Genomic DNA, 26,950 nt, shown 5'->3' on the forward strand with positions numbered 1-26,950 from the left:
GTTGATCCAAATCAACGCCTCCTCGAGTGACTAGTCCCATCATCGAAGCCTGGAAGTTCTTGTTACTTTAGGGGATGGGTGATGAACGATTGCCCCGCAATCGCAAGCAAGTCCGATACCTTCAACTACAAGGTCGTGCGGCAGTTCGCCATCATGACCGTGGTCTGGGGCATTGTCGGCATGGCTGTCGGTGTTTTTCTGGCCGCTCAGCTAATTTGGCCTCAATTGAATTTCGACACCGCATGGCTCAGCTACGGCCGCCTGCGCCCGCTGCACACCAACGCCGTGATCTTCGCCTTCGGCGGCAGCGCACTTTTCGCGACGTCCTACTACGTCGTCCAGCGCACCTGTCAGGCGCGCCTCTTCTGCGACAAGCTCGCCGCCTTCACGTTCTGGGGCTGGCAGGTCGTCATCGTCGCAGCCGCCATCACCTTGCCCATGGGTTTTACCAGCAGCAAGGAATACGCCGAACTCGAATGGCCCATCGACATCCTGATCACGCTGGTCTGGGTCGCCTACGCCATCGTGTTCTTCGGCACCATCATCAAGCGCCGGTCCAAGCACATCTACGTGGCCAACTGGTTCTTCGGCTCGTACATCCTCACCATCGCCATCCTGCACATTTTCAACAACATTGAAATGCCGGTGTCGATGTGGAAGTCCTACTCCGCCTACGCGGGCGTGCAGGACGCCATGGTGCAGTGGTGGTACGGCCACAACGCGGTGGGCTTCTTCCTGACCACCAGCTTCCTGGGCATGATGTATTACTTCGTGCCCAAGCAGGCCGGCCGTCCCATCTACTCGTACCGCCTGTCCATCGTCCACTTCTGGGCGCTGGCCTTCACGTACATGTGGGCGGGCCCGCACCATCTGCTGTACACCTCGCTGCCCGACTGGACCCAGTCGCTGGGCATGACCTTCTCGCTGATCCTGCTGGCGCCTTCCTGGGGCGGCATGATCAACGGCATCATGACCCTGCAGGGCGCCTGGTACAAGCTGCGCACCGACCCGATCCTGAAGTTCATGGTCACTGCGCTGTCGTTCTACGGCATGTCCACGTTCGAAGGCTCGATGATGTCGATCCGCACCGTGAACGCGCTGTCGCACTATACGGACTGGACCATCGGCCACGTGCACTCCGGCGCGCTGGGCTGGGTCGCCATGATTTCGTTCGGCTCGCTCTACTACCTGATCCCGCGCCTCTATGGCCGCGAAAAGATGTACAGCGTCAAGGCCATCGAACTGCACTTCTGGATCGCGACCATCGGCGTGGTGCTGTACATCGCCGCCATGTGGATCGCCGGCGTGCAGCAGGGCCTGATGTGGCGCGACACGGCGCCGGACGGCACCCTGGTCTACAGCTTCGTCGAAGAACTGAAGACGCGCGTTCCGTACTACCTGATCCGTTTGCTGGGTGGAACCCTGTTCTTGTGCGGTGTGTTCGTCATGGCCTGGAACGTATGGAAGACGGTGAGCGGCGCGACCGCGGTCAATCCCGCCATTCCGCAAGACGATCCCCATGCCGCCCGTCCGTCGGTCCCCGCGACCGCCGTGCCGGCCACTGTTTGACGAGGACATCATGGCCAACAAGAATCACGGCTTCTTTTCTCATCAGACCCTCGAGAAGAACATCGGCTGGATGATCATCGCCAGCATCCTGGTGGTCTCCTTCGCAGGCCTGGTGCAAATCATCCCGCTGTTCTTCCAGCACAGCACCACCCAGCCCGTGGCGGGCGTCGAGCCCTACAGCCCGCTGCGGCTGATGGGCCGCGACGTCTACATCCGCGAAGGCTGCGTGGGCTGCCACTCGCAGCAGGTGCGCGTGCTCGCCGCTGAAGTCCAGCGCTACGGGTCGTACTCGCTGGCGTCCGAGTCGGTGTTCGATCACCCGTTCCTGTGGGGTTCCAAGCGCACGGGTCCGGACCTGGCGCGCGTCGGCGAGCGCTACTCCGACGACTGGCACCGCATCCACTTGCGCGATCCGCGCAAGGTGGTGCCGGAATCCAACATGCCGGCGTATCCGTGGCTGGAAAAGACGGTCATCACCGGCCAGAACGTCGACCAGCGCATGCGTGCCCTGCGTGCCCTGGGCGTGCCTTACACCGACGAGGAAATCGCCGCCGCGCCCAAGGCCATCGAAGGCAAGACGGAAGAAGACGCGCTGGTGGCCTATCTGCAAGGCCTGGGTGTCGGCGTGCGCAAGGCGCAGCTTGCCAAGCAGGCCGAAGAGGCCAAGGCGGAAGCGGCCAAGAAGGCTCAGCAACCCGCTGCCCAATCCGCCGTGCAACCCGCCGCGCAAGCGGCCACGGGAGGCTGATCATGGTCGGCTACCTGAGCGCAATCGTCACCGCCATCTCGATGGCAACCTTTTTCGGCATCGTCTGGTGGGCCTGCTCGCGCGGCCGCCAGGGCGCCAACCGCGAGTCGGCCATGCTGCCGTTCGCACTGCCCGATGAATTCGGGCAGGCACAACAAGATGGAGCGAATCGGTCATGAGCGATTTCGTCAATGGCTTCTGGGGGTATTTCATCTCGATCGTCGCCGTGGGCGGGGTGGTGTGGTGCGTGTGGCTGCTGTACACGCAACGCCGCTGGCTCACCGCCAAGCCGGCCAGCGGGCAGGTCGAGGACACCGGGCACGTCTGGGACGGCGACCTGACCGAACTCAACAACCCGGTCCCCACCTGGTGGACGTGGATGTACCTGCTGGCCTGCGCCTTTGCACTGGGATACCTCTTCCTGATGCCGGGCCTGGGCGAATACAAGGGCAAGCTGGGCTACAGCAGCGCCGACGAAGTGGCGCAGCAGCAGGCCAAGATGGCTGAAGCCGTGCGTCCCATCTATGCGCGCTTCGAGACCATGACGGTGCCGCAGATTGCGCAGGATCCGGGCGCCCGTGAAATCGGCCAGCGTCTCTTCCTGAACACCTGCGCGCAGTGCCACGGCTCCGACGCCAAGGGTGCGCCCAGCTTTCCCAACCTGACGGACGGCGACTGGCTGCACGGCGGTTCGCCCGAAGCCATCATGCAGACCATCAAGGAAGGCCGCCACGGCATCATGCCGCCCTGGAAGGCTTCGATCGATCCCAAGATGGCCGGCGACATCGCGCAGTACGTGCGTTCGCTGTCGGGCCTGACCGCCGATCCGGTCCGCGTGTTCCGCGGCAAGCGCGAGTTCGCCAACTTCTGCGTCGCCTGTCACGGTGTCGATGGCAAGGGCAACCAGCTTGTCGGCGCGCCGAACCTGACGGACGACGTGTGGCTCTACGGCAGTTCGGAAGCCAGCATCGTCAAGACCATTCTTGATGGCCGCGACAACCGCATGCCGGCGCACGAACACATCCTGAGTTCCGAGCAGATCAAGATCCTGACTGCGTGGGTCTGGGGACTGTCCAACAAGCCCGACGCGTCTACGCAGACCGCTGCCGCGCCGGCCGAGGCCAGCACTGCCAAGCAGTGAACCGGCAGCACGTAAATGGGAGGCCGCGCGGCCTCCCATATCACTAAGCACTTACAAGCACGGAGCAGCAAATGGAAGATGGGTCAACCGCAAGCGTCAGCAGTTCGCCTGGCGGTGACCCGCCGCCCTGGCGGCCGCATACGCGGCCGCCGCGTCCTGGCCAGGAGACCCTGGAGCAGACGTTGGCGGGGGTGCGCAGCAAGATCTATCCGCGATCCGTCAGTGGCATCTTTGCCCGCTGGCGCATCGCGTTCGTCTTTATCACGCAGATCATCTTCTATGGCTTGCCCTGGCTCGAATGGAACGGCCGCCAGGCGGTGCTGTTCGACCTGGGCGCGCGCAAGTTTTACATCTTCGGCCTGGTGCTGTGGCCGCAGGACGTCGTGTACCTTGCCGTGCTGCTGGTCATTTCGGCATTGGCGCTGTTTCTCTTCACCGCGGTGGCCGGGCGCCTGTTCTGCGGCTACGCCTGTCCCCAGACCGTCTACACCGAAATCTTCATGTGGATCGAGCGCAAGGTCGAAGGCGACCGCATCGCGCGCATCCGGCTGGACGAATCCCCCTGGAGCTGGCGCAAGTTCCGCCTGAAGTTCACCAAGCACTTCCTGTGGATCGCGTTGGCCTGGTGGACCGGCTCTACGTTCATCGGCTACTTCGCGCCCATCCGCGAGCTCGGCCACGAACTCTTCGCGCTGCAGCTCGGACCCTGGCAGTGGTTCTGGATGCTGTTCTACGGTTTCGCCACCTGGGGCAACGCCGGCTTCATGCGCGAATCGGTGTGCAAGTACATGTGCCCGTACGCCCGCTTCCAGAGCGTGATGGTCGACCCGGACACCTTCGTCGTCACCTACGACAAGCGCCGCGGCGATCCGCGTGGCGGCCGCTCGCGCAAGGTGGACCACAAGGCGAAGGGGCTGGGCGACTGCGTCGATTGCAGTCTCTGCGTGCAGGTCTGCCCGACCGGCATCGACATCCGTGACGGTCTGCAGTACATGTGCATCGGGTGCGGCGCCTGCATCGACGCCTGTGATCAGGTGATGGACAAGATGCAGTACGAGCCGGGCCTTATCCGCTACACGTCCGAGCGCGCCATGCTGGATGGCCTGTCCACGAAGAGCGCGCGGTCGCATCTGCTGCGGCCCCGCGTCCTGATCTACGGCACGTTGATCCTGTTGCTGGCGATCGCCTTCGTCGTCTCGCTGGTGGTCCGCAACCCGCTGCGCGTCGATGTGATCCGCGACCGCGGCGTGCTGGGCCGCGAGGTGGCAGGGGGCATGATCGAAAACGTGTATCGCCTGCAGATCATCAACACGTCGGACGCGCCCATGCGGCTGCGCCTGACGGCCGAAGGCATGCCCGACCTGGCGGTGCTGGCGGGCCAACAGGGATCGGACGTGGTCGAGGTCGAACCCGCCGCCAACAAACTGGTGCCGATGGTCATCCGCGCCCCGGCGGGCGCGGCGCCCGGCGCCCATCCCATCACGCTGCGCGCCAAGGGGCAGGATGGCGAGAACCGGCAGGTTGAAACCGACGAAGCTGCCAGTTTCTACGTGCCCGAGTAGGGCAGACACCGCCCTGGTCACCAAAAGGAATCTTCATGAACGCTGCACAAATCACCGTTGACGCCGCCGACGCGGCGCATCCCGCCAAGCCCTGGTACCGCGAGCCGTGGCCGTGGATCCTGATGGCGGGTCCGTTCGCCGCCATGGTCGGCTGCTTCATCACGATCTACTTCGCGATGACCCAATTCGCCAGCCAGCCCATCCAGGAGGGTGTGGTCAAACGCGGTCTGGTCATCGAACAGACCGCGTCCGGCGCGACCGCGAGCCCGGCGCCGACGCCCGCCGGCTCTGCAGCCGCCAAACCTTGATCGGGGGAGTTCAGGCATGGGATTGCGATCTTTGATGTGGATCCTGTGGCCGTCGTTCATGGCGGCGGCTGCGGGTAGCGCACTGATCTTCGCCCTGATCGATCCGCTGGACGTGGCCATTTTCGGCTACGTCCCAACCGGCAGAATGGGCTTCTACACGGTGTCGTTCTTTGTCTTGTGGGTGATGGCCGGCCTGTCCAGCGCGCTGACGGCGTACCTGATGCCCAAGGTTGAAGAGGACGACGACTTCTAGTTCCAGTGTTCCAAAAACTAGTTCCAGTGTTCCCAAAAAGAAAACACACCGTTCCGCCAGGTTGAACAAGCGCGGGCCGCGCGACGGGTAAAATCCTCCGGCTATGGTCCAGTTGGGGGCTCGCGTGCAGCCAGTCATTTCAGTACAAGGCTTATCCAAGCAATATGCGTCGGGATTCCAGGCGCTCAAGAATGTCAGCCTGGACATCCAGCGCGGCGAAATCTTCGCGTTGCTCGGGCCGAACGGCGCGGGCAAGACGACGCTGATCAGCATCATCTGCGGCATCGTCAATCCCACCCACGGCACGGTGCTGGCTGACGGCCACGACATCGTGTCCGATTTCCGCGCCGCCCGGTCCAAGATCGGTTTGGTGCCACAGGAAATTTCCACGGACGCCTTCGAAAGCGTCTGGAACACGGTCACCTTCAGCCGCGGGTTGTTCGGCAAGCCGGCGGACCCCGCCTATATCGAAAAGGTCTTGCGCGAATTGTCGCTGTGGGACAAGAAGGACAGCCGCATCATGGCGCTGTCCGGCGGCATGAAGCGGCGCGTCATGATTGCCAAGGCGCTGTCGCACGAACCGGCCATCCTGTTCCTGGACGAACCCACCGCGGGTGTCGACGTCGAATTGCGGCGCGGCATGTGGGAAATGGTGCGACGGCTGCGCGAAAGCGGCGTCACCATCATCCTCACCACGCACTACATTGAAGAAGCCCAGGAAATGGCGGACCGCATCGGCGTGATCCGCAAGGGCGAAATCATCCTGGTCGAGGAAAAGAATGCGCTGATGGCCAAGCTGGGCAAACGCCAGCTTGCGCTGACACTGAAGGCGCCGCTGCCCGGCATCCCGACAGCGTTGGACGCCTACCAGCTCGAGCTTTCGCCCGACGGCTACAAGCTCGTCTATACCTACGACAACGAGCGCGGCGGCGATATTTCGCGTCTGCTGCAGGACCTGAGCCGCCTGCAGATCGAATTTGCAGACCTGAACACCTCGGAAAGCTCGCTCGAGGACATCTTTGTCAGCCTGGTGCACGGTCAATCATGAACTTCTACGCCATCCGCGCCATCTACCTTTTCGAAATGGCCCGCGCCTGGCGGACGCTCATGCAAAGCGTGCTGTCGCCGGTGATTTCAACGTCTCTCTACTTCGTCGTGTTCGGCTCCGCCATCGGTTCGCACATGGTCGAGATTGACGGCGTGAGCTACGGCGCGTTCATCGTGCCCGGCATGATCATGCTGTCGCTGCTGACGCAGAGCGTGGCCAACGCCTCGTTCGGCATCTACATGCCGCGCTTTTCAGGCACGATCTACGAAATCCATTCGGCGCCCATTTCGTATGTGGAAATCCTGATGGGCTACGTCGGCGCGGCCGCCAGCAAGTCCATCATCCTGGGCCTCATCATGCTGGCCACCGCGCGCCTGTTCGTGACGTTCGACGTGGCGCATCCGTTCTGGATGCTGTCGTTCCTGGTGCTGACCGCCGTCACGTTCAGCCTGTTCGGTTTCATCATCGGGATCTGGGCCGACGGGTTTGAAAAGCTGCAGATCATTCCGTTGATGATCATCACGCCGCTGACCTTTCTGGGCGGCACGTTCTATTCGATCAACATGCTGCCGCCGTTCTGGCAGACCGTCACGCTGTTCAATCCGGTGGTCTACCTGGTCAGCGGTTTCCGCTGGGCGTTCTTTGGCGTGGCGGACGTCAGCATCGGCGTCAGCGTGGGCATGACGCTGGCCTTCCTGGTTGCATGCCTGATCGGCGTGCGGTGGATTTTCAAGACGGGCTACCGCCTGAAGACCTGATACAACAGCAGCGTCAGGCCGCGCAAAATGCGCAAGGCGCCGCATTTCCGTTCAGGGCATGCGGCGCCTTGTCTTTACGAGGCGGCCGTCGTGGGTTGCGTGACTGCGTGCCCGTCTGCGCCCGGGCTTACCGCGCCGGCTGCATCTTCATCAGGCGATCACGAAGCTGGGGATCCTGCTGCACGGCCTGGCCGATGCCGTTGAATTCCTCGACCGACAGCCCGTCCGCGCGGACCAGCTTGACCATTTTTTCGTCCGCTTCCTTGACGACCTTCTGCTTGGCGTCGTCGGTCTTGGCGGCTTCGACCTTCGGACGGTATTCGTCAACGACGCCAGAGATCTTCTGCGACGCCGAAGCGAACTTCTGCAATTGCTGATCCGTCGGCTTCTGCACGGCGGGCGCCATGCCCGGCTGAGCTTGCGTCTGCGCCGGAGCCTGGGCGGCCTGTTGAGCCAGGGCAGGGGCACCGGACAGCGCCGTCGTCAGAATGGCGGCGGATAGGAATGCATATTTGGAACGCTGCATCAAAACTCCTTGTTCCGGTTGAAAGTCCGACCATGATGACCAGCCGGACCGCCGTGGGACAAGTTTCGCGATGTGTTTTCCTGTGTCGGCAGACCACGAGATCTCTGACGCGCGGTGCGGGGGCAGCCCCGGGGGACGCCGGTCCCTCGCGTTCGAAACGTTTTGCGCGGTTTCGTAGTCGCTGCTGGCCGCGATGTGTCCTTAGGTTTGTCCTTCGGAAGCGGATCGGGCGCTTTTGCGGGCTTACGCCGCGTACCAGAACACCGCGAAGAAATGGCAGACGGTGCCGGCCAGCACGAACAGATGCCAGATGAAATGGCTGTAGCGCCAGCGGTTGTCGAACACAAAGAAGACCACACCGCCGGTGTAGGCGAGGCCGCCAGCCACCAGCCACCACAGGCCGCCGGTCGGCACCAGTTCAAGCAAGGGTTTGACCGCGATAACGACGATCCAGCCCATCGCCAGATACAGGCCCGTGGATAGCGCGGGCCGGTTGAGCCGCTTGCTGGCCTTCAGGCCCACGCCCAGCAGCGCCAGGCCCCACACCAGTCCGAAGAGGGTCCACCCCCAAGGGCCACGCAGCGCGCCCAGCGCGAACGGGGTGTAGGTGCCCGCGATGAGCAGGTAGATGGCCGAGTGGTCCAGCACATTGAAGATCTGCTTGGCGCGGCAGCGGGGCAGGGCGTGATAGATGGCGGACGCGAGGTACAGCAGGCACATTGACGCGGCAAACACGGCGGCGCCAGCGATGAAGGCGGCATCGCCCTGGCGCACGGCGGCGGCAATCAGGAGCGGCGTGCCGGCCAGCGCGCCCACGGCGCCCAGGCCGTGGCTGATGCTGTTGGCGATTTCTTCGCCCAGGGTCTGGGGTCGGTCGTTGGGAAACATGGGGAGCCTGTTGATGACAAGTTTTCCACCTTAGGCTTTTTGGCATGCGCGCTCAAGGCGCGCGTCGAGTAGGCTTGACCGATCGCAACGTCGTTACGCTGTGATACATTCGTCCCGCGAACGAACCGCCCAAAGAGGCGTCGCATGTTCTTCACTCCGGGCTTGCACGTCGGCCGCGCCAGGCGCTGCCGTGATCGACACTCTTAGGGGAAGCACTCAATGAATCCGGCTCCAGGTCTTTCGGTTGGGGCGTCCTCTCCGCCCGTCCACGCGTGCGCACCAGACGACAGGCATCCGCCTTGCGGAGCGGCGTAGCCGCGGCGACCGCCGTCCGGCGCTGCCAACCCCGGCACCCCGGGCGGCGCGGCAAACAGGAACCTCCGAACAGGCCCTAACAATGGCGCGCAGTTTCAGCAGTCTGTTTTTCAAAGCGGCAAAAAAAATCACCCGCCTCCAGCGCACGGCAATGCGCATGGCGGCCCCCAAACCCGCCCGCAAGCGCGCCACGCCGGCGCGCAAGACGGCCGCCGGCACCACGGCGGGGCGGGCGGTCAAGACGGCGCGGCCGGGCGGGACGGCGGGCGCGGGCAGGGCAGCGGCGCCCGAGGCGGCGTCGCTTGGCGCCGGCCGCTGGGAGGCCTCCCGCCAGTTCACGGACAAGACCGGCCGCCGGCTGGCCTTTGCGCGTTACACCCCCGCCTCCGCAACTGCCACAGCCGCCGGCATGCCGCTGGTCGTAATGCTGCACGGATGCCGGCAGACAGCCGAGGCTTTCGCGCGTGGATCGCGCATGAACCAGTGGGCGGACGCCGGGGATTTCATGGTGCTGTATCCGCAGCAATCCCTGGCGCGTCAGGTGCAGCGCTGCTGGCGCTGGTTTCAGCCGGATGACGATCATGGCGGGGCCGAGGCTGATCTGATCGCGGCCCTGATCCGGTCGGAAGTCGTGCGCCACGGTCTGGACCCCGAACGCGTCTACGTGGCGGGCCTGTCGGCAGGGGCGGGCATGGCGGCACTGGTCGCCCTGCGTCATCCAAGCCTGATCGCCGCGGTGGCCATGCACTCGGGGCCGGTCGTGGGCGACGCGCATAACGCCGGCAATGGCCTGAGCACGATGCGGCGCGGCAGTATCAAGCCGTTGGCGCCGCTGGTGCAAGCCGTGGCGGACCCCGCCGTTTTCGACCTGGGCATGCCGGCACTGATCCTGCACGGCCAGCTTGATCCGGCCGTGGCGCCGCGCAATGCCAGGCAGTTGTTCGAACAGTTCCGCAACCTGAATGCCGCCGATCCGCACGCGTTGCCGATCGAGCGCGTGCTGGGGTTGGGCACCGAAAAAGCGTACCGCAGGGTGGATGTGCTGCGAGGCCGCAAGACGGTGCTGCGGTTGTGCGAGATCACGCGGCTTGAACACGCCTGGAGTGGCGGGGATCCTGCCATCCGGTATCACGCGCGCAGCGGTCCTGATGCCTCCGCGCTGGTGTGGCGGTTCTTTCAGAGTCAGCGGCGTACGGGCGCGATTGCCGTTGCGCAATGACAGACACCGGCGTCAAAAAGGACTGGCCGGTGGCTGGCGGTGGGCAGCAGGCAGGTGGTCGGCTGCGGTGCGCCATTGTCCGGGCATCCAGAATGATGTTGTCGCCGGCACCGGCGTCCGGGCGACCCCGCGGCGGCGTAACATCGCTGCATCCCAAAGCGCCTGGCGCCCGTTGATACCCTTCGCCAACCCCCATTTTTACGGAAATCGTCTTTATGCCCCTGTCCATGTACCAGGCGTCCGTGCCTGTCTTCATCCGCGGCCTGAACGTGCTGGCCGCGCTGCTGGAAAAGGCTGCCGCGCATGCGCAAGCCACCGGCATCGACCCTGCGGAACTCGTTAACGCGCGCCTCGCGCCCGACATGTATCCGCTGTCGGGCCAAGTGCAACGTGCCAGCGATGCGTCCAAGTTCGCGGCACAGCGCCTGTCGCAAGGCGACGCCCCGAAATTCGCCGACACCGAGACCACGCTTGCGCAATTGCAGCAGCGCGTCGCGGACACGATCGCATATCTGGAAAGCGTCAAGCCCGAGCAGGTCGACGGCGCCGAAGGCCGCCGCATCACGCTGAGCTTTGGCAACTTCAAGCCTGAATTCCAGGGCGACGAGTATCTGCTGACGTTCGCGCTGCCCAACTTCTACTTCCACGTGACCACCGCCTACGGCATCCTGCGCCAGGCTGGCGTGCCGATCGGGAAGCTGGATTTCCTGGGACCGTACCCGCAACTGGCCCCCTGATGAAACCAGGCGACGCGGTGTCGCCCGCGTCGCGCCACAGCCTCATTTTTTTGACGAGTCCCCGCAGCCATCCATCGGCCCCATCTTCGCCATGTTCTGCTGGATCTCCTCGGGCGTGAGGTCCTGCATGTGCGTGGCGATGGACCAGCGGTGGCCGAATGGGTCCACCACCTGCCCGTAGCGGTCGCCCCAGAACATGTGGGCAGCGGGCATCGTGACTTGCGCGCCCGCCGCGACCGCCTGCTGGATCGCGGCGTCTGCGTCGGTCACATACAAATGCAGCACCGCGGGCGTGCCCTTGAGCGCCTTCGGTCCCAGGCTGCCCCATTCCGGAAAATCATCCATCAGCATCAGGACCGAATCGCCGATCCGGATGGCCGCGTGCATGATCTTGCCGTTGGGTCCGGGCAGCCGCATCAGCTCCTCGGCATTGAAGGCTTTCTTGTAGAAGGCGAGCGCGTCGGAGGCGCCCTCGCAAATGATATGCGGCGTCAGCGTGTGCATGCCGTCGGGAATGGGCTTGGCTGCTTTGGTGGCCATGATGTGTCTCCAGGTTTATTGAACGGCTGCGGGTTGAATGGTTGCGCTCGGGGCGTGGCCGCGCGCGCTAGTTGCCGACCAGCGTGGCAAAGCCGCCCCAGCACATGCGCTTGACGTCGAACACGCCCTCGCAGCACATGTCCGCCAGGCGCGGATCGGACATCACCTTGGCGTTGATGCTGTTGCGCGCTTCCTTGCTGGGGTACAGGATCCACGCAAAGACCACGACTTCGCCTTCGCGCGCGCCGGCTGCCGCGCTGAACGACGCGAAGCCTTCTCCGTCGATGTCGTCGGCCACGCCTTCGCGGTAGTCCAGCGCGCCGTGCTCGCGCCAGATGCCTTCGGCGTGCGTGGCCATTTTCTTGTACGTCTCCAGGTTGGCCTTGGGTACGCACAGCAGGAAACCGTCTATGTACTTGTCCATCGATCACTCCTCACGTCCGTGTTGTTCTGGTTTGGGCCGGCACGTCCGCAATCCGTTCCGGCCGCCGTCCGGATTCCTGGATCGGCAGGAACCACTTTATCGGGATCCGCGCGGCTTTCAGATAGGCAATTGCGACAATCTTGCGGGTGGATTGCGTCAGCCTGCAGGCGTATGCTTGGCAACATGAAAAACGTCGCGTTCCTGCTGCCCAAGGGGACCAATATTGCGTCCCTGGAAACCGCGCGCCACGGCTTCATGGTGGCCAACGAATACCTGCGCGCGCACGGCCGCGAGCCGCGGTTCCATGTGCGCACGCTAGCGCTGACGCGCGAGGTCAGTCTGGACGACGGACGCATCAAGGTGCAGGCCGACATGGTGCTGGCCGACGCCACCGACATCCATATCTGCATTGCGCCGCCGCTTCTGGGTTCGGTATCGGACGCGGTCCTGTCCAACCGCGAACTCATCGAATGGCTGTCGCGCCATCACCGCGAAGGCGGCGAGGTCGCCAGTCTGTGCATGGGCGCCGCGCTGCTCGCCGCGGGCGGCGTGCTCGACGGGCAGCAGGCGGTGGTGCACTGGGTTGCGCAAAACCTGTACGCCAGCCTTTTTCCGACGGTGCGATGGACCAGCGATCGCGTCGTCATGGCAGAAAACGGGGTCTATACGAGCGGCGGCGCATTCTCGGCCGCGCATCTGGTATTGCACCTGATCGAAAAGTACACCGACCGCGACACCGCGATCTGGTGCGCCAAGTATTTCCAGCTGGACTGGAGCCGCCAAAGCCAGTTGCCGTTCTCCGTCTTCATGGGTCAGAAGTCGCACGCGGACGAGATCGTGCGGGCGGTGCAGGAATACATCGAAGGCCGCTACCAGGAAAAGATCACCGTCGAGGAACTGGCCGGCCGCCACGCGCTGGGCCGCCGCACGCTGGAGCGGCGCTTCCGCCAGGCCACCGGCAACAGCATCGTGGAATACGTTCAGCGCGTGCGCGTCGAAGCCGCGAAGCAGCGGCTGGAAAGCTCGCGCAAGAGCGTCGCCGAAGTCATGTACGAAGTCGGCTACAACGACACCAAGGCCTTCCGCGACATCTTCAACAAATACTGCGGCATGTCGCCCGTGGGATATCGCGAGCGGTATCAATAGCACGGCGATTGCGCGGCAAACTCCGCTTGAACGCTGCCGCTCGCGGGCCGACGTCAAGCTTGTTTCAGCAGTGTTGCTGCGCCACGCCTTATCTTCGTTGTCTTTGTGGAATCGCAAACAACGCCGCGCGCAAATGTTTGCGAAATGTGTCGGGAAACATAGACTGGGGTTTTCCCTGAGGCCCCCCTATGAAGCTCCGCACCCATTTCGGCAATCTCTCCATCGGCACCAAACTGGGCCTGGGCTTCGGCGTAGTGCTGGCCCTGCTGCTGGCCCTGGCCGGCGTGTCGCATTTCGAACTGACACGCATCGGCAGCATCAACCGCGCCATCACGCAGGAAACCTGGGTGAAGGCCAACGCGATCTCGGTGGTCGACGTCACGACGCGCGCCAACGCCCGCGTCAATCTGGAACTGATCGTCAACGCCGACCCGGCCGCGATGGACAAGCTGTTCCAGCAGATCGAGGCCAACCGTAAACGCATCGACGACGCCCTGGCCACCCTGCGGCCGTTGATGGCGACGGCCGATGCCAGCGCCCGGCTGCGCACGCTGGAAGAGGCTCGGGGCCGCTACGTGAAGTCCTTCCAGTCGGTGGGCGCCCTGCTCAGGAGCGCTGATCGCGACGGCGCCCGCCAGCGCATGCTGCAAGAGACGTTGCCCATTCTGGACAGCCTGCAGGATCACATCATCGCGTTGTCCCGGGAACAGTCGGCCGACATGGACGAGGCCGGCATTGCAAGCCAGGCCGTCATCCAGGAAGCCGAGCGCCTGAACGTGGGCCTGGCCGGCCTGGCGCTCGCCTTGGGCGCGTTGCTCGCGTGGCGGGTCAGCCGGTCGATCACCCGTCCGCTGGCGCGTGCGGTCAAGGCCGCCGAAACCGTGGCGGGCGGTGACCTGGGCCAGCGGATCGAAGCAGGCTCCCGCGATGAGACCGGGCGCCTGCTTCACGCCTTGCAGGACATGCAGGAGCGGCTGGCGGGCGCCGTCCGTGCGATCCGGCACGGGTCGGAAACGATTTCCAGCGCCTCGAGCCAGATCGCGGCGGGCAACGCCGATCTCTCCAGCCGCACCGAAGAACAGGCGGCATCGCTTGAGGAAACCGCGGCGTCGATGGAGGAGCTTGCCTCGACCGTGAAGCAGAACGCGGACAACGCGCGCCAGGCCAACCACCTTGCAGCCAGCGCATCGGAAATCGCGCTGCGCGGCGGGGCGGCGGTGTCCGCGGTGGTCGGCACCATGCAGGAGATCTCGGCCAGCTCGCACAAGATTTCCGACATCGTGTCGGTGATCGACGGCATCGCGTTCCAGACCAACATCCTTGCGCTCAACGCGGCCGTTGAAGCGGCCCGTGCGGGCGAGGAGGGCAAGGGCTTTGCCGTGGTGGCGGGCGAAGTCCGCTCGCTGGCGCAGCGCAGCGCGCAGGCCGCGCGCGAGATCAAGGCCTTGATCGAGGATTCCGCCGGCAAGGTGGGCGCGGGCGCGCGTCAGGCCGAGGGCGCGGGCGCCACCATGCAAGAGATCGTCACCGCCGTGCAGCATGTGACGGACATCATGGGCGAGATCGCCGCCGCGTCGCACGAACAGGCCAGCGGTATCGATCAGGTGAACCTTGCCGTGGCGCAGATGGACGAGGTGACGCAGCAGAACGCGGCGCTGGTCGAGGAAGCCGCCGCGGCCGCCGGCTCGATGCAGGACCAGGCACGCGAGCTGGTGCGGGCGGTGGGCGTGTTCCGGCTGTCCGAAGACGCCACGCGGCGCGGACCGGAGCAAGATCCCACTCGCGCCCCGGGCACGTTGATGCTTGCTTAGCGCCGCTATTTTCCGCAGGCGGCCTGCAACGCCTTCATCTGCGGGCTGCCTTGCGCAAAGCGCACGAACTGAACCTGGCTTTCGTCCAGTGTCTCGTCCTTGATGGTGGTGACCAGGGTGTCGTTCAGGAAGTAGCTGGTGGCCGGCAAGAAGCCGACCTGCGACCGGCGGCAATCGAACAGCACCTCGGTCACCGAACGGTCATAGCGCACGGGCTGTTTGTCCGCGCCCGGAATGGTCTGCGCAGCGGTATAGCGCAGTTCCATCCTGCCGCGGGCGTTGCCCGACGCTTGCTGTGTGTTGGGCAGGCCCCCGATCCGGATCGAGACGTTGGGGTGATCGGGACGCGGCGGCACTTCGAACCATTGCTGCGCGTGAGCGCCGGAGCCGGCGAGGAGTGCGGCAAAGGTTAAGGCGGAAACTGCAAACGGTAGGCGCATGGATTGTCCGTTGTCGAAAGCGGTTTTCTTCTGCCGCCGCCCTGTGGCGCTTCAATCGTGCGTCGCCTCGGAGCAGGGCGTTCAAATGTAGCAAAATGCGGTCTGGCGCCGCGTGCGAAGTTCAGTTGCTACCACCCGCGCTACCGTCCGCGCTGACGGCGCGGCAAGATTTATCGCTAATACGTTGTCCAGATACGCATCCAACATGAATTCCTTTGAATCCCTCCGGGCGCAGTTCGCCCGGTTTGGCGAACTGCGCCCGCAGCCGCGCGACGCGTGGCAGGGCGACATTGCGCTGCCACAGGTGCTCGCCGACTTCTACGAACAGGTGGGGCCGTGGGGCGCCACCTATCACCAGAACGTGGGACCGGTCGGCATCACGCTTTCCGAAACCAACATCAGCTTTCCGCCGCTCTACAAGCTCTGGGAACGGCAGGCCGGCTATCGCTGGGACGCGTCGAACGGCGAACGCGTAGCAGAATGGCAGGACAACTGGCTGGTGATTGCCGACCAGAACGCGGACCCCTTCATCCTGGACACGGAAACCGGCAAGATTCTTTACGCCATGCACGGCACGGGCGCATGGGACGCCGCCGTGGTGGCGCCCGATCTGCCGACGTTCGCGGCCGCGGTGGCCGCGGTCGGCGTCGTCTGCCTGGAGGCCGACGAAGACCTGCGCAACGATGACTGGGAAATCAGGCCCGAGCATCGGACGCGTGCGTTGCAGTCGCTGACCATTGTGCTGGGCGACCCCGTCGAGGCCGAGTGCTTTCTGGATGTGCTTGAGTTCTGACGAAGGAAAAAGACGAATGGCAACGTTTGCCGAATTGGCCGCGGACTGCGGCGTAGCCTTGCCCGGCATGCTGGCCCGGTTGATCGATGCCGGCCGCACCGGCTATGGCGAGGACAGCGCGGCGTGGCGCGCCGACTGGAAGGGCAATACGCTGGCCGCGCGGCCCGTGCTGTCCTGCATGGATGACTTGGAATGGATCGACGCGCAGCAGGCGCGCCAAACGGCCGAGGAATGGCTCAATCCCGGCTATCAGCATGGCAGGCGCTTTCTGCCCTTTGCAGAGTCCGGCGCGGGCGATGCCTATTGCCTGACGCCCACGGCGGGCGGCGGCGTGGGCGTTGCGCTCGTCTGGCATGACAGCGGCGATGCGCGCGTGGAGTGGGCATCGTTCGAGGCGTTTGTGTTCGACGCGCTGGTGCGTAGCGCGGCGGACGTGGGGCATCTTGTCGAGGATGGCCTCACGGCGGCCGAGGCGGTGGCTTGTGTCGCGGCGAACATCAACGCATTGAAGGAATACCTGCCGCCGGTGATGCAGGCGGAACTGGACCGGTTGATGGCGGATGCCCCGCCAGCGCCGGTGGACGGCTCGACGGTTTGGATCAATGAGGCGTCCGTGGACGCGGCATTGGCGCTGTTGCCGCCGGCGGAGGATGCGCCTTTCGAGGTGGTTCCGCGTTGGGAGTGCGGAGAAGCGTAGTCAGGGAATCCCCGTCAGCAGATGCGGCGCAGACCCGGAGGCCGCGCGCCGGAAGCGCGACGGCGACACGCCCATGTGATCGCGAAAGAACCGCGAGAAGTTGCCGGGCGTCGAAAACCCCAGGTCCATCGCCACCGAGGTCAGCGGCTGTTCCTGCTGGACCAGCCTGCGCACGGCTTCCTCCACGCGCACCGCGCTCCAGAACACCTGCGGCGTGGTGTTGAGCTGGTCCCGGAAGAGCGCAAAGAAGTGGCCTCGCGACAACCCCACCTTGCTGGCGATATCTTCCACGGCAACCGGTTCGTGGACGTTTTCGCGCATGTACAGGATGGCAGTGCGAAGCCGCCGGTCCAGCGTCTGCGGGCGGGAGGCCGCGCCGGGCGGGCGCCTGGCCTGGGAGGACGATTCGATCGCCGCCTGCAGCAGCGCTTCGACCTCGGCGTCGATGTCGGCGCGCGGATGGTCCTGCGGCGCGACGATCTTGTCCAGCAGGCTCCAACAGCCCTGGCGCACGGCCGGATCGATTGGCACGCCGGGCGCGGTGAAATGAAACGGGCGACCGGTGGCGGCGCGGCGCTCGTCCAGCCAGGGCTTGGCGATGTACAGGACAAGGAAGACGGCCGGACCCGAGCGGTCGAGCAGGCGGGCGTCATGGGATTCGTAGGTGTTGGTGCCCAACGCCAGGTGTTCGCTGTAAGGCACCAGTTTCGAGCCGACGTGCGCCTCGGCTCTTGCGCCGCCCAGCCACAGGGCAAGCTGCACTTCCGCATGCGCATGCGCAATCAAATCCCCGCGCAGCTCCAGCACGACCGCGCGGCCGAACGCGCCTTCGTGCAAGGCGTAAGTCTCTTGCATGATCTGTCTCCCAGTTTCTGATCGGGCGATGAGCGCGCGCTCGCCTCGCCGGGGCCACCTGTCCGCCGGGGCCTTCTGCGGGAATTTTATGGGCGTGGTTTCGGGCATTGCCGGGCTCTAGGTGTATACACCTATCACGCCATCTGACTCTGCGATAAGTTCCCGCACCGAACGATAAGCGCGGCCACGCCGGCGCTCCTAAAGTCGTGCTGACGGCGAGGCATGAACCGCTCGCCGATTTTCCGAAGCACGAAGGAGACCGCGGTGCGCATTGCAAGTTACTTGATGAATGGAGAGCCCGGCGTCGGCCTGGTCTCGGACGACGGCCTGACGGTCGCGCCGCTGGCGCTTGACGACGCGGGTAGGCAGCTCGGCGCGCAGGCCGTGATCGACCTGTTGACGGCGGGCCGCCCGCTGCCCGGCACGTTGGCGCCGCTGCGCCTGTCCGACGTCGACCTGCGGGCGCCGCTGCCCCGGCCTCGGCGCAACGTCTGGTGCGTGGGGCGCAACTACCACGCGCATGCAAAGGAGTTGTCTGCGTCCGTCTTCAAGGACAACGACGCCAATCCGGAATCGTGGCCCATCGTCTTCACCAAGGTGCCGGAATGCGTGGTGGGGCCGCGTGCGCAGGTCCTGCTGCCGGTCGGCGTGTCCGCGCAGATCGACTACGAGGCCGAGCTGGGCGTGGTCATCGGCAAGACGGGCAAGAACATCGCGCGCGGCGCCGCCATGGATCACGTCTTCGGCTACACCGTCATCAACGACGTCACCGCCCGCGACGTGCAGATGCGGCACCAGCAATGGGACATGGGCAAGTCGTTCGATACCTTCTGTCCGATGGGGCCGTGGATCGTCACCGCGGATGCGTTCGATGGGACGAGGACGCGCGTGCGCTGCTGGGTCAACGGCGAACTCCGGCAGGACGGTCCCACGGAAAACATGATCTTCGACATCCCGGCTTTGATCGAAACGATCTCGCGCGGCATCACGCTGTACCCGGGCGACGTGATTGCCACCGGGACGCCGGCGGGTGTCGGCATGGGCATGACGCCGCCCCGGTATCTGGCAACCGGCGACGTGGTGCGCGTGGAGGTGGAAGGGCTGGGCAGCATCGAGAACGAATTCGTGGAGAAGGCGTCATGACGACAACGACGATCAATGGCCTGACGGTGGAAGTCGACGGCGACGGGCCCGCATTGCTGTGCATCCACGGGCTGGGCGGCTCGTCCAACACGTGGACGCCGCTGATGGGCGCGTTGACGGGGTATCGCGTCATCCGCCCGGATCTGCCCGGCAGCGCGAGGTCGCCTTTGCCGGATGGCGAACTGTCCATCGCGGGCTATGTCGATGCGCTGGTCGCGGTGCTGAAAGCGCTGGACTGCGGCGCGGTGCACGTTGCGGCGCATTCGTTGGGGACCATCGTCGCGCAGCATCTGGCGTTGAAGGAACCGGCCCGGGTCCGGTCGCTGGTGCTGTTCGGGCCGCTGGCCGAACCGCCGGAGGCGGGGAGGCCGGGCATCCGGGCACGCGCGGCGCTGGCCCGGCAGGGCGCGCCTGCCATGCAGGAGATCGCCGATGCCATCGTCAAAGGCGCCACCAGCCGCCGCACCAAGGCGGATCTGCCGGCGGTGCTGGCCCTGGTCCGCGAAAGCGTGATGCGGCAGCCGCCGGACGGGTATGCGCAAAGCTGCGAAGCGCTGGCCGACGCGAAGTCTGCCGATCTTGAACGCCTGGACGTGCCGGTGCTGTTGGTGACGGGGGAAGAGGACGGCGTGGCGCCGCCAGCGAACGTGCAGGTGATGGCAGGGCGTATCCCGGGCAGCCGCTGCACCATCGTGCCGGACTGCGGGCACTGGACCACGTTTGAGCAGCCGGGTGCCTGCATCGAAGCGTTCCAGGCGTTTCATTCGGGCCTGGTCCGGTGAGGCGCGGCTGACTGCCAGGCTCGCCGTACCTGGTCCGCAGCACCGGCTTCGCAGCATCGATCCGCAGCACCGATTTCGCATCAACACTTTTCATAAAAAAATTCCGGCCCTGCGCGGGCCAGGAGGAGACTACGCATGTCCAAAATCGCAATTACCAATGCCGTCATCTTTGACGGAAGCGGCGACGACGTCTTTGACGGAGAGATACTCATCGACGGCGGCCGCATCGCCGAGGTGGCGCGCCAGCCCGAACGCGTCAACCGGGACGGCGCCCGCGTCATCGATGGCAAAGGCCGGTTCCTGATGCCGGGCATGACCGAGGCGCACACGCATTTCTCGTGGAATGACCAGCCCACGCTGGCGGCCATTCAGTTCATGCCGCCCGAGGAGCACATCCTCTGGTGTGTCCGCGTGGCCAAGCGCTATCTGGAAATGGGGTGGACGTCCGCCATTGGCGCGGCGGCGGCCAAGCCGCGGCTGGACGTGGTGCTGCGCAACGCGATCGAGGCCGGCGAGTGCCCGGGGCCGCGCTACCTGGCTGGCAGCCAGGAGATCACGACCATCGGCGCGCTGGGCGACAACACCTTGCCGCACATGCACTTCGAGGAGCTGAGCTTTGGCAGCGTCTGCAGCGGTCCCGAAGAGATTCGCCGCTCGGTCCGGACGTTCATCAAGTACGGCGTCGACCATCTGAAGATCAATCTGTCGGGCGAATACATCGCCGGCCTGCCGGCCGAAATGTCGCCCTTCGCGGAAGACGAGATCGCCATGCTGGCGTCGGAGGCCAAGCGGTACGGCAAGCGGATCGCGGCCCACGCGCGGTCCAGCGAATCGGTCAAGCAATGCGTGCGCCACGGCATCGAAATGGTCTATCACGCCAGCTTCGCGGACGACGAAGCGCTGGACATGCTGGAGGCCAACAAGGACAAGCATTTCGTCGCGCCGGGCATCGGCTGGCTGGTCCGTACCGCTTATCATGCGTCCGACTACGGCATCACGCCCGCCATAGCCGAAAGCATGGGCTACAAGCGCGAGCTGGAAATCGCCGCGGAGAGCCTGCGCAAGATGCACAAGCGCGGCATACGCATCCTGCCGGGCGGCGACTACGGATTCGCCTGGATGCCGCACGGCACGAATGCCAACGACCTCCAATACTTCGTTGACTACATCGGCATGACGCCGGTCGAGGCGCTGGTCGCGGCCACGCGGCTGGGCGGGCAAATCATGCAGCGGCCTGACGAGCTGGGGATGCTGCGGGCGGGGTATCTGGCCGACGTCGTCATGGTGGACGGCAACCCGCTGCACGATCTGTCGCTGCTGGTAGATCCCGCGCGGATCGTTCTGGTGATGAAGGAGGGGAAAGTCTGCAAAGACATAGTCGGCACGGTGCAGGACGGCACGGGGATCGGGAATGCGGCTCAGCCGCTGCGCGCGGAGCCGGCCTTAGCCTGACGCAGGGCGCAGGGCGAAGGCGCGCCTGCGCCAGGCCCTGAGGCCACGGCAGGGAGGGAAAAATGCGCCTGGATGGACGCGCGTCGCGGTACGATTCAGCATCGCCGCGCCGCCCATCCCGCCGGTTTGTCCGTCCCCCTCCCTGAGAACGTTGCATGACCACCCGTAGACACCTCTGCGCCGGCCTCTTTTGCGCCGGCCTTCTTACGGCCGTGTCCGGTCCCGCCCTTGGCCGCTCTGAATTGCCCTACATCGACAGCGTCGTGAACGAAGCGGCCCGCGCGGTCATGCGGCAGCACGACATCGCGGGCATGGTGATCGCCGTCACGCATCAGGGCCGCCAGCGCTTCTACACCTACGGCGTCGAATCGCTGGAAACGCGGCGCGCGGTCAATCGGGACACGCTCTTCGAGCTGGGGTCGATCAGCAAGACCTTCACCGCGACGCTCGCCACCTACGCGCAGGCCAAGGGGCTGCTGACGCTGACCGACAGTCCGGCGCGGTTCGTACCCGAGCTTGCCGGCACCGAGTTCGCCAAGCTGACGCTGGTGAACCTGGCCACGCACACCACGGGCGGCTTCCCGTTGCAGGTGCCCGACGACGTGCGCGACAACGCGCAGTTGATGCAATACCTGAAGGCATGGAAGCCCGAGCACGCGCCGGGCACGTATCGCTCGTATGCCAATCCCAGCATCGGCATGCTGGGCGTCGTGGCCGCCGCCAGCATGAAGCAGCCGTTCGCGCAGGCGATGGAAAAGGACCTGTTTCCGAAGCTGGGCCTGTCCAGCACGTATATCAATGTGCCCGCCGCCAAGATGTCGCGCTATGCGCAGGGCTACAACAAGCAGGGCGCGCCGGTGCGCGTGAATCCCGGCGTGCTCGCGGCCGAGGCCTATGGCGTCAAGTCCAGCGCGCGCGACATGCTGCGCTACGTTGAAGCCAGCATGGACATGGACGTGCTGGACAAGGACATCCGCCGCGCGCTCGCCGACACCCACGTCGGCTATTACCAGGTGGGCGGCATGACGCAGGACATGGCGTGGGAACAGTTTCCGTATCCGGTGGCGCTGGACACGCTGCTGACGGCCAACGCCGGCACGCTGAACAGCCAGAGCCATCCGGCCCAGGCGCTGCAACCGCCGTTGGCGCCGCTGGCCGAGAGCTGGATCAACAAGACAGGCTCGACCAACGGCTTTGGCGCCTATGTGGCGTTTGTGCCCGCGCGCAAGTTGGGCATCGTCATTCTGGCCAATCGCAACTATCCGAACGAAGCGCGTGTGCGCTTGGCGGCGGAAATCCTGGGCGAGCTGGACGAGCAGCCGTCCTCGGCCCGCGCCGCGCGTTGATTGCGGGTTTGCGCCGCACGCCGGCAGCAGGCCCGCGGCGCATCGGCATGGTTCAGGAACGTGTGCACTGACGCGTTGCGAAGGGTGTTGCGCGCGGGCCATGGAATGGCGCGCCGATTTCGATACGAATTACGACGTGTGTCGGTACGGGATGCGCCCGCCGGCACGCAGGGGGAACCGCTTTGACGGTCATGACGGACCGCTCGAACCTGTTTCAACATATCTCCGGCGTATCCTGTCCCCAATAAATAAACGGTTTTCTTGTCCGATAATGCAGGTCGTCGCCCCACGCCGGACCTCTCATGCCTCGCGTCACCCGCCGTATCGGTTTTCCGTTGTTTGCCACCCTGACGGCCGTCCTGGCCGGATGTTCTTCCCCCAAGCCCGTCTACGAGCGCGAGGACTTCGCGCAAACGGATACTTATTCGCGCAGCGTTCCGGCGGCCAGCAGCGCCGCGTGCGACGCGGGCCGCCGCGCCTTGCTCAGCCAGGGCTATCTCATCGACAAGTACGAGCCGTCTCGCGTCACCGGCCACAAGAACTTCGAGGGCGAGGACGGGCAGCATACGCAGATCAGCTTCAACGTCGAATGTGCATCGGACGGCGGTGCGAGCGACCGCACCACCGTATTTGCGAACGCCGTGCAGGACCGCTATTCGATCAAACGCACCGGCAACTCGGCCAGCGTGGGCGTCAGCGTGTTGGGGCAGGTGTCCATGCCGTTTGGGGGCAGCGACGATTCGCTGGTCAAGACCGCCAGCCAGACGGTGACGCGGCCCAAGTTCTATGACGGGTTCTTCCAGTTGCTGCAGCGGTTCCTGCCGGATGCGCAGGCGGCTGCCGCGCCGCATGAGCCGCCCGTGCGGACGAAGGGCGCCGCGCCCAAGTCCGCCCCGGCGCCCGCGCCCGCAGACCCGGTGGTGGCTCCGAATGCGCCGGCGGATACGTTGAATCCGACGGAGGCTGGCGGTGACAAGCCGGCCCCGGCTGGCGATGCAGCGCCTGCGAAGACGCCTACGGGGGGAGCGCCCGCCGCAGGGTCGCCTGCAGCAGGATCGCCTGCCGCAGGGTCGCCTGCCGCAGGTTCGCCTGCCGCAGGTTCGCCTGTCCAAGGGGCGCCGGCTGCCGGATCGGCCACGGAAAAAGCGCCCGCAGCAGCGACGCCCGATACGGGTTCGCCTGCCGCCCCAGCCACGTCGCCCGCGCCGCAGTCCGGCAACTAGCGCCCCACACCCTGGCGCATCGACCGCCGCCCGGTTTGCCGTATCGCAAACTGCCTGCGCGCACGCGCCGCACGGGTCTTCCGGCGAGCGGCGATAATGCCGCGCATGACATATCAACTCCTCAAAATGGCCCACGTCGCGGCCGCTGTCGCGTGGCTTTGCGGCTCGCTCTTCGTTGCCCTGTTTCTTCTGACCTCGCAGCCGCAGGAAGGTGAAGATGCGCCGAAGGAACGCAAGATGCTCCACGCGCTACGCCGCTGGACGCTCTACGTCACTACACCGGCCATGGTCATCACCTGGCTCATCGGCCTGCATCTGGCCATGACGTTCGGGTGGTTCGCGATGAACTGGATCTGGATCAAGGTGGCCTTTGCGCTGAGCCTGTCGGGGTTGCTCGGCATGCAAAGTGCATCGCTGCGGCGCATGGCCGGCGGCAGCGGCAAGCGGCCGCCCCTGATCGATCTGCAGGCGCCTTATGTTGTGCTGGCGGCGACGGCCATCGTGACGCTGGCCGTGGTCAAGCCGTTCTGATCGACCCGGCCTGATCGACCCGGCCTGATCGACCCGGCCTGATTGCGCGTTCGGCACCGCGCCGGCGCGCCATATGCCAACGCGCCATATCCAAAAAACCCCGTAATAACGACTCAACCAACTATTCGTTCGCGCGCATAAGCCCCGTCCCTAGAATCGTCTCTCTCATAACTGCGTTGACTTAGAGGCGATTCCATCATGACTATCCGTATTCTTGCCGCCGGGGCTTCCGCGGATGCAGGCGTTTCCCAAGGCGCGCAGCAATCGCGCATCGCATGGACGCCGCTGTTCAAGCGCCTCTTGGGCGCCGTGCTGGCCTCGGCCGCCATGTTCCACGGCCCGGCGTTCTCGGCAGACCCGAAGCCGCTCAAGGTGGGTGTGCGCGGCGGCGTGGACGAGCAGATCTGGGAAGTGGTGACGCAGGTGGCCAAGAAAAACGGCCTGGCCGTCGAGCCCGTCGTCATCACCGGCACCGCCAGCCCGAACGAAGCGCTGAACAACGGCGACCTGGAAGCCAACGCCTTCCAGCACATTCCCTTCCTGAACGACCAGATCAAACAGCGCGGCTACAAGCTGGTGCCGGTCGCGAACACGCTGATCTCGCCCATCGCGTTCTATTCGAAGAAATACAAGTCGCTCAAGGACTTGCCGGAGGGCGCGAAGGTCGGCATTCCCAATGACCCCAGCAACCAGACGCGCGCGCTGGTCATCCTGCGCGACCAGGGCCTGATCACGCTGAAAGACGGTTTCGACCCGGCCACCGGCACCGCCACGCTGGCCGACGTGACGTCCAATCCCAAGAAGCTCAACTTCGTGGAAAGCGCATCGGTCGTGCTGGCGCGTTCGCTGCCCGACGTGGACACCGCGGCCATCGTCAACAGCTTTGCGTACCAGGCCGGGCTGATCGCCACGCGCGACGGCATCGCGGTCGAGAAGAAAGAAAACAATCCATACGTGAACATCATCGTCGTGCGCGAGAAGGACAAGGACGCGCCGTGGGTGCCCGCGCTGGTCAAGGCGTATCACTCGGAAGAGGTTCGCCAGTTCATCCTGACCAAGTTCGAAGGTTCGGTGATTCCGGTCTTCTAAGCCAAGATGCAACGCGAACTTTCCCTGGCCGCGGACGCGGCCGGCGCAGCGCCATCGCCGGGGCGCGACGCGCACATCGTGTTCGAGGGCCTGCAAAAGCAATATCAAGGGCCCGCGGGCCCCGTCGTGGCGCTGTCGGACGTGTCGTTCTCGATCGCGCGCGGCGAGGTCTTCGGCATCATCGGCCGCAGCGGCGCGGGCAAGTCGACGCTGCTGCGCTCGATCAACATGCTGGAACGCCCCAGCGCTGGCCGCTTGCGGGTGGACGGCGTGGACGTGGGCAGCCTGGACGAGGATGCGCTCGTCGGCCTGCGCCGCCGGATCGGCATGATCTTTCAGCACTTCAATCTGTTGTCCGCCAAGACGGTGGCCGAGAACGTCGCGCTGCCGCTACGCGTGGCCGGCGTGAAGCCCGCCGCGGCGCGGGCGCGGGTCGAAGCGCTGCTTGAGATGGTGGGCTTGCGGGACAAGGCCGACGTGTATCCGTCAAAGCTGTCCGGCGGCCAGAAGCAGCGCGTGGGCATTGCGCGGGCGCTGGTCCACGAGCCCGAGATCCTGCTGTGCGACGAGGCGACCTCCGCGCTCGATCCCGAAACCACGCAGTCGATCCTGGGCCTGCTGCTGGACATCAACCGCAAGCTGGGCCTGACTGTCGTGCTGATCACGCACGACATGGCCGTGATCCGCGAGGTCTGCCACAACGTGCTGGTGCTGGACGGCGGCCGCAACGTCGAACTGGGCGAAGTGTGGCGCGTGTTCGGCAACCCCCAGGCCGACGCCACGCGCGCCCTGCTGCGGCCGTTGCAGCACGACCTGCCAGCGGACCTGGCGGCCAAGCTGGTGCCCGACCTGCAAGGACGCCCCGGCGTCGCGGTGCTGCGCCTGCGCTTCACAGGACAGGATCGGCCGGAGGGCGTGTCGCTCCAGGCGCTGGCGGCAATGGGGCCGGGGGCCACGCTGCTGCACGGCGGACTGGACCGGCTGCGCGGCCATGCGCAGGGCAGTCTGCTGGTGTCCGTGCCCGCGCACGCGCTACAGGAAGAGGCCGCGCGCGCCGCGCTGGTGGCCGATCAGATCAAGGTGCTGGGCTATGTCGCTACCGATGCTTGACAAGTACCTGCAGGCATTCCTGCAGACCCTGACGATGGTAAGCATTTCCGCCGCCATCGCCATCGCGACCGGCCTGGCGCTGGCCGTGGTGCTGACCATCACGGCGCCCGGCAATCTCTACCCGCGTCCGCGGTTCAACAAGGCGCTGTCGATCACGGTGAACACGTTCCGCGCCATCCCGTTCATCATCCTGCTGGTGGCGATGCTGCCGTTCACGCGCTTTCTGGTCGGCACGACGCTGGGCACATGGGCCGCGATCGTGCCGCTGTCGGCCAACCTGATTCCGTTCTTTGCGCGCATTGCGCAGGTCAGCCTGAACGACGTGGACCCCGGTCTGGTCGAGGCGGCGCGCGCCATGGGCTGCCGGCGCTGGCACATCGTGCGGCACGTGCTGCTGCCCGAGGCGCTGCCGGGCATCATCGGCGGCATGACGGTCAGCGTCATCGCCATGATCAACGCGTCGGCGATGGCGGGCGCGGTGGGGGCGGGCGGCCTG

30 protein-coding genes and 1 pseudogene are annotated in these 26,950 nt (G+C 65.3%); 24 read left to right on the forward strand and 7 right to left on the reverse strand.

The genetic code is table 11. The features are described from left to right. Positions 1-81 precede the first annotated feature (81 nt). The 9 genes from ccoN to MHZ91_RS08460 all read left to right on the forward strand — a co-directional run bounded on the left by ccoN (position 82) and on the right by MHZ91_RS08460 (position 7,387). A complete protein-coding gene (gene ccoN, locus MHZ91_RS08420) occupies positions 82-1,569 on the forward strand; it encodes a cytochrome-c oxidase, cbb3-type subunit I (protein WP_175123610.1) in 1,488 nt (495 codons plus the stop codon). Between the two features lie 10 nt (positions 1,570-1,579). Beyond that, complete coding sequence (gene ccoO, locus MHZ91_RS08425) at positions 1,580-2,317, forward strand: cytochrome-c oxidase, cbb3-type subunit II (RefSeq protein ID WP_175123609.1); 738 nt, start codon at positions 1,580-1,582, stop codon at positions 2,315-2,317. A 2-nt stretch (positions 2,318-2,319) separates the two neighbouring features. Next, the gene (locus MHZ91_RS08430) at positions 2,320-2,496 is read left to right on the forward strand and encodes a cytochrome oxidase (protein WP_056563017.1); all 177 of its coding nucleotides are present in this window, start codon (positions 2,320-2,322) and stop codon (positions 2,494-2,496) included. Further along, positions 2,493-3,458, forward strand: a complete 966-nt coding sequence (gene ccoP, locus MHZ91_RS08435) for a cytochrome-c oxidase, cbb3-type subunit III (RefSeq protein ID WP_239213264.1) — start codon at positions 2,493-2,495, stop codon at positions 3,456-3,458. Before MHZ91_RS08430 ends, ccoP begins: the two co-directional genes overlap by 4 nt. A 71-nt stretch (positions 3,459-3,529) precedes the next feature. Next, on the forward strand, positions 3,530-5,020 hold the full coding sequence (gene ccoG / locus MHZ91_RS08440) for a cytochrome c oxidase accessory protein CcoG (protein WP_175123607.1): 1,491 nt from the start codon (positions 3,530-3,532) through the stop codon (positions 5,018-5,020). Between the two features lie 35 nt (positions 5,021-5,055). Next, complete coding sequence (locus MHZ91_RS08445) at positions 5,056-5,328, forward strand: FixH family protein (RefSeq protein WP_239213265.1); 273 nt, start codon at positions 5,056-5,058, stop codon at positions 5,326-5,328. Positions 5,329-5,344: 16 nt separating this feature from the next. Then, positions 5,345-5,581 carry a hypothetical protein gene (locus tag MHZ91_RS08450; RefSeq protein WP_175138114.1) on the forward strand — a complete coding sequence of 79 codons (237 nt, stop codon included), beginning with the start codon at positions 5,345-5,347 and terminating at the stop codon, positions 5,579-5,581. A gap of 124 nt (positions 5,582-5,705) precedes the next feature. Further along, positions 5,706-6,629 carry an ABC transporter ATP-binding protein gene (locus MHZ91_RS08455; RefSeq protein ID WP_175123604.1) on the forward strand — a complete coding sequence of 308 codons (924 nt, stop codon included), beginning with the start codon at positions 5,706-5,708 and terminating at the stop codon, positions 6,627-6,629. Next, entirely contained in the window at positions 6,626-7,387 is a 762-nt protein-coding gene (locus tag MHZ91_RS08460; RefSeq protein ID WP_175138116.1) for an ABC transporter permease, read from the forward strand. Before MHZ91_RS08455 ends, MHZ91_RS08460 begins: the two co-directional genes overlap by 4 nt. A gap of 127 nt (positions 7,388-7,514) precedes the next feature. Here MHZ91_RS08460 and MHZ91_RS08465 read toward each other — a convergent pair whose 3' ends face one another. Then, the gene (locus MHZ91_RS08465; RefSeq protein WP_175123602.1) at positions 7,515-7,913 is read right to left on the reverse strand and encodes a DUF4168 domain-containing protein; all 399 of its coding nucleotides are present in this window, start codon (positions 7,911-7,913) and stop codon (positions 7,515-7,517) included. Positions 7,914-8,156: 243 nt separating this feature from the next. Beyond that, a complete protein-coding gene (locus MHZ91_RS08470) occupies positions 8,157-8,801 on the reverse strand; it encodes a hemolysin III family protein (RefSeq protein ID WP_175138118.1) in 645 nt (214 codons plus the stop codon). A gap of 472 nt (positions 8,802-9,273) precedes the next feature. Between MHZ91_RS08470 and MHZ91_RS08475 the strand changes: the two genes are divergently transcribed. Next, complete coding sequence (locus tag MHZ91_RS08475) at positions 9,274-10,335, forward strand: PHB depolymerase family esterase (protein WP_239213267.1); 1,062 nt, start codon at positions 9,274-9,276, stop codon at positions 10,333-10,335. Positions 10,336-10,550: 215 nt separating this feature from the next. Continuing rightward, positions 10,551-11,072, forward strand: a complete 522-nt coding sequence (locus MHZ91_RS08480; RefSeq protein WP_175123599.1) for a DUF1993 family protein — start codon at positions 10,551-10,553, stop codon at positions 11,070-11,072. A gap of 42 nt (positions 11,073-11,114) precedes the next feature. Here the strand turns inward: MHZ91_RS08480 and MHZ91_RS08485 are convergent, their stop codons facing one another. Beyond that, positions 11,115-11,612, reverse strand: coding sequence for a VOC family protein (locus MHZ91_RS08485; protein ID WP_239213269.1), 498 nt, complete (start codon positions 11,610-11,612; stop codon positions 11,115-11,117). 67 nt (positions 11,613-11,679) lie between these two features. Further along, positions 11,680-12,036, reverse strand: coding sequence for a DUF1428 domain-containing protein (locus tag MHZ91_RS08490; RefSeq protein ID WP_056323968.1), 357 nt, complete (start codon positions 12,034-12,036; stop codon positions 11,680-11,682). 171 nt (positions 12,037-12,207) lie between these two features. Here MHZ91_RS08490 and MHZ91_RS08495 point away from each other — a divergent pair, with 171 nt between their 5' ends. Both MHZ91_RS08495 and MHZ91_RS08500 read left to right on the forward strand, forming a co-directional pair. Beyond that, positions 12,208-13,182 carry a GlxA family transcriptional regulator gene (locus MHZ91_RS08495; RefSeq protein WP_218344657.1) on the forward strand — a complete coding sequence of 325 codons (975 nt, stop codon included), beginning with the start codon at positions 12,208-12,210 and terminating at the stop codon, positions 13,180-13,182. 188 nt (positions 13,183-13,370) lie between these two features. Beyond that, positions 13,371-14,993 carry a methyl-accepting chemotaxis protein gene (locus MHZ91_RS08500; protein ID WP_239213271.1) on the forward strand — a complete coding sequence of 541 codons (1,623 nt, stop codon included), beginning with the start codon at positions 13,371-13,373 and terminating at the stop codon, positions 14,991-14,993. Between the two features lie 5 nt (positions 14,994-14,998). Here MHZ91_RS08500 and MHZ91_RS08505 read toward each other — a convergent pair whose 3' ends face one another. Continuing rightward, a complete protein-coding gene (locus MHZ91_RS08505; RefSeq protein ID WP_239213273.1) occupies positions 14,999-15,433 on the reverse strand; it encodes a hypothetical protein in 435 nt (144 codons plus the stop codon). A gap of 205 nt (positions 15,434-15,638) precedes the next feature. On the opposite strand from MHZ91_RS08505, the gene MHZ91_RS08510 reads away from it, so the two are divergent. Together MHZ91_RS08510 and MHZ91_RS08515 are read left to right on the forward strand one after the other, a co-directional pair. Beyond that, a complete protein-coding gene (locus MHZ91_RS08510; RefSeq protein ID WP_239213275.1) occupies positions 15,639-16,226 on the forward strand; it encodes an SUKH-4 family immunity protein in 588 nt (195 codons plus the stop codon). A gap of 16 nt (positions 16,227-16,242) precedes the next feature. After that, complete coding sequence (locus MHZ91_RS08515) at positions 16,243-16,923, forward strand: SMI1/KNR4 family protein (protein WP_239213277.1); 681 nt, start codon at positions 16,243-16,245, stop codon at positions 16,921-16,923. Here the strand turns inward: MHZ91_RS08515 and MHZ91_RS08520 are convergent, their stop codons facing one another. After that, a complete protein-coding gene (locus MHZ91_RS08520; protein ID WP_175123591.1) occupies positions 16,924-17,778 on the reverse strand; it encodes a helix-turn-helix domain-containing protein in 855 nt (284 codons plus the stop codon). It abuts the gene before it with no gap. 264 nt (positions 17,779-18,042) lie between these two features. Here MHZ91_RS08520 and MHZ91_RS08525 point away from each other — a divergent pair, with 264 nt between their 5' ends. The 5 genes and pseudogenes from MHZ91_RS08525 to MHZ91_RS08545 all read left to right on the forward strand — a co-directional run. Continuing rightward, a complete protein-coding gene (locus MHZ91_RS08525; protein WP_239213278.1) occupies positions 18,043-18,921 on the forward strand; it encodes a fumarylacetoacetate hydrolase family protein in 879 nt (292 codons plus the stop codon). After that, complete coding sequence (locus tag MHZ91_RS08530; protein WP_239213280.1) at positions 18,918-19,703, forward strand: alpha/beta fold hydrolase; 786 nt, start codon at positions 18,918-18,920, stop codon at positions 19,701-19,703. Before MHZ91_RS08525 ends, MHZ91_RS08530 begins: the two co-directional genes overlap by 4 nt. A gap of 135 nt (positions 19,704-19,838) precedes the next feature. After that, the gene (locus MHZ91_RS08535; protein WP_239213282.1) at positions 19,839-21,155 is read left to right on the forward strand and encodes an amidohydrolase family protein; all 1,317 of its coding nucleotides are present in this window, start codon (positions 19,839-19,841) and stop codon (positions 21,153-21,155) included. A 155-nt stretch (positions 21,156-21,310) separates the two neighbouring features. After that, on the forward strand, positions 21,311-22,501 hold the full coding sequence (gene blaAMZ / locus MHZ91_RS08540; protein ID WP_239213284.1) for an AMZ family class C beta-lactamase: 1,191 nt from the start codon (positions 21,311-21,313) through the stop codon (positions 22,499-22,501). A 302-nt stretch (positions 22,502-22,803) separates the two neighbouring features. Beyond that, positions 22,804-23,310 (forward strand): annotated as a pseudogene (locus MHZ91_RS08545) (DUF2242 domain-containing protein); the annotation flags it as partial. Positions 23,311-23,515: 205 nt separating this feature from the next. Here MHZ91_RS08545 and MHZ91_RS28350 read toward each other — a convergent pair. Further along, complete coding sequence (locus tag MHZ91_RS28350; RefSeq protein WP_370647793.1) at positions 23,516-23,836, reverse strand: pentapeptide repeat-containing protein; 321 nt, start codon at positions 23,834-23,836, stop codon at positions 23,516-23,518. On the opposite strand from MHZ91_RS28350, the gene MHZ91_RS08555 reads away from it, so the two are divergent. From MHZ91_RS08555 to MHZ91_RS08570, 4 genes are all read left to right on the forward strand, one after another. Beyond that, positions 23,830-24,255 carry a CopD family protein gene (locus MHZ91_RS08555; RefSeq protein WP_239213286.1) on the forward strand — a complete coding sequence of 142 codons (426 nt, stop codon included), beginning with the start codon at positions 23,830-23,832 and terminating at the stop codon, positions 24,253-24,255. The genes MHZ91_RS28350 and MHZ91_RS08555 overlap by 7 nt on opposite strands. Positions 24,256-24,582: 327 nt before the next feature. After that, on the forward strand, positions 24,583-25,344 hold the full coding sequence (locus MHZ91_RS08560; RefSeq protein WP_239213300.1) for a MetQ/NlpA family ABC transporter substrate-binding protein: 762 nt from the start codon (positions 24,583-24,585) through the stop codon (positions 25,342-25,344). Positions 25,345-25,350: 6 nt separating this feature from the next. Continuing rightward, positions 25,351-26,454 carry a methionine ABC transporter ATP-binding protein gene (locus MHZ91_RS08565; protein WP_239213288.1) on the forward strand — a complete coding sequence of 368 codons (1,104 nt, stop codon included), beginning with the start codon at positions 25,351-25,353 and terminating at the stop codon, positions 26,452-26,454. Beyond that, positions 26,435-26,950, forward strand: a 516-nt coding sequence (locus MHZ91_RS08570; protein WP_239213290.1) for a methionine ABC transporter permease, incomplete at its 3' end; no start/stop codon positions are given. The genes MHZ91_RS08565 and MHZ91_RS08570, both read left to right, overlap by 20 nt.

Origin of the sequence: Achromobacter sp. ACRQX (assembly GCF_022346505.1) — a bacterium.
Lineage (GTDB): Bacteria > Pseudomonadota > Gammaproteobacteria > Burkholderiales > Burkholderiaceae_B > Achromobacter > Achromobacter animicus.

Coding starts and splice junctions, on each gene's coding strand:
- blaAMZ (WP_239213284.1), top strand. CDS start 21,311: ATGACCACCCGTAGACACCTCTGCGCCGGCCTCTTTTGCGCCGGCCTT.
- ccoN (WP_175123610.1), top strand. CDS start 82: ATGAACGATTGCCCCGCAATCGCAAGCAAGTCCGATACCTTCAACTAC.
- MHZ91_RS08480 (WP_175123599.1), top strand. CDS start 10,551: ATGCCCCTGTCCATGTACCAGGCGTCCGTGCCTGTCTTCATCCGCGGC.
- ccoO (WP_175123609.1), top strand. CDS start 1,580: ATGGCCAACAAGAATCACGGCTTCTTTTCTCATCAGACCCTCGAGAAG.
- ccoP (WP_239213264.1), top strand. CDS start 2,493: ATGAGCGATTTCGTCAATGGCTTCTGGGGGTATTTCATCTCGATCGTC.
- MHZ91_RS08535 (WP_239213282.1), top strand. CDS start 19,839: ATGTCCAAAATCGCAATTACCAATGCCGTCATCTTTGACGGAAGCGGC.
- MHZ91_RS08555 (WP_239213286.1), top strand. CDS start 23,830: ATGACATATCAACTCCTCAAAATGGCCCACGTCGCGGCCGCTGTCGCG.
- MHZ91_RS08490 (WP_056323968.1), bottom strand. CDS start 12,036: ATGGACAAGTACATAGACGGTTTCCTGCTGTGCGTACCCAAGGCCAAC.
- MHZ91_RS08465 (WP_175123602.1), bottom strand. CDS start 7,913: ATGCAGCGTTCCAAATATGCATTCCTATCCGCCGCCATTCTGACGACG.
- MHZ91_RS08530 (WP_239213280.1), top strand. CDS start 18,918: ATGACGACAACGACGATCAATGGCCTGACGGTGGAAGTCGACGGCGAC.
- MHZ91_RS08515 (WP_239213277.1), top strand. CDS start 16,243: ATGGCAACGTTTGCCGAATTGGCCGCGGACTGCGGCGTAGCCTTGCCC.
- MHZ91_RS08450 (WP_175138114.1), top strand. CDS start 5,345: ATGGGATTGCGATCTTTGATGTGGATCCTGTGGCCGTCGTTCATGGCG.
- MHZ91_RS08430 (WP_056563017.1), top strand. CDS start 2,320: ATGGTCGGCTACCTGAGCGCAATCGTCACCGCCATCTCGATGGCAACC.
- MHZ91_RS08470 (WP_175138118.1), bottom strand. CDS start 8,801: ATGTTTCCCAACGACCGACCCCAGACCCTGGGCGAAGAAATCGCCAAC.
- MHZ91_RS08475 (WP_239213267.1), top strand. CDS start 9,274: ATGGCGGCCCCCAAACCCGCCCGCAAGCGCGCCACGCCGGCGCGCAAG.
- ccoG (WP_175123607.1), top strand. CDS start 3,530: ATGGAAGATGGGTCAACCGCAAGCGTCAGCAGTTCGCCTGGCGGTGAC.
- MHZ91_RS08485 (WP_239213269.1), bottom strand. CDS start 11,612: ATGGCCACCAAAGCAGCCAAGCCCATTCCCGACGGCATGCACACGCTG.
- MHZ91_RS08495 (WP_218344657.1), top strand. CDS start 12,208: ATGCTTGGCAACATGAAAAACGTCGCGTTCCTGCTGCCCAAGGGGACC.
- MHZ91_RS08565 (WP_239213288.1), top strand. CDS start 25,351: ATGCAACGCGAACTTTCCCTGGCCGCGGACGCGGCCGGCGCAGCGCCA.
- MHZ91_RS08500 (WP_239213271.1), top strand. CDS start 13,371: ATGAAGCTCCGCACCCATTTCGGCAATCTCTCCATCGGCACCAAACTG.
- MHZ91_RS28350 (WP_370647793.1), bottom strand. CDS start 23,836: ATGTCATGCGCGGCATTATCGCCGCTCGCCGGAAGACCCGTGCGGCGC.
- MHZ91_RS08445 (WP_239213265.1), top strand. CDS start 5,056: ATGAACGCTGCACAAATCACCGTTGACGCCGCCGACGCGGCGCATCCC.
- MHZ91_RS08510 (WP_239213275.1), top strand. CDS start 15,639: ATGAATTCCTTTGAATCCCTCCGGGCGCAGTTCGCCCGGTTTGGCGAA.
- MHZ91_RS08560 (WP_239213300.1), top strand. CDS start 24,583: ATGTTCCACGGCCCGGCGTTCTCGGCAGACCCGAAGCCGCTCAAGGTG.
- MHZ91_RS08505 (WP_239213273.1), bottom strand. CDS start 15,433: ATGCGCCTACCGTTTGCAGTTTCCGCCTTAACCTTTGCCGCACTCCTC.
- MHZ91_RS08460 (WP_175138116.1), top strand. CDS start 6,626: ATGAACTTCTACGCCATCCGCGCCATCTACCTTTTCGAAATGGCCCGC.
- MHZ91_RS08520 (WP_175123591.1), bottom strand. CDS start 17,778: ATGCAAGAGACTTACGCCTTGCACGAAGGCGCGTTCGGCCGCGCGGTC.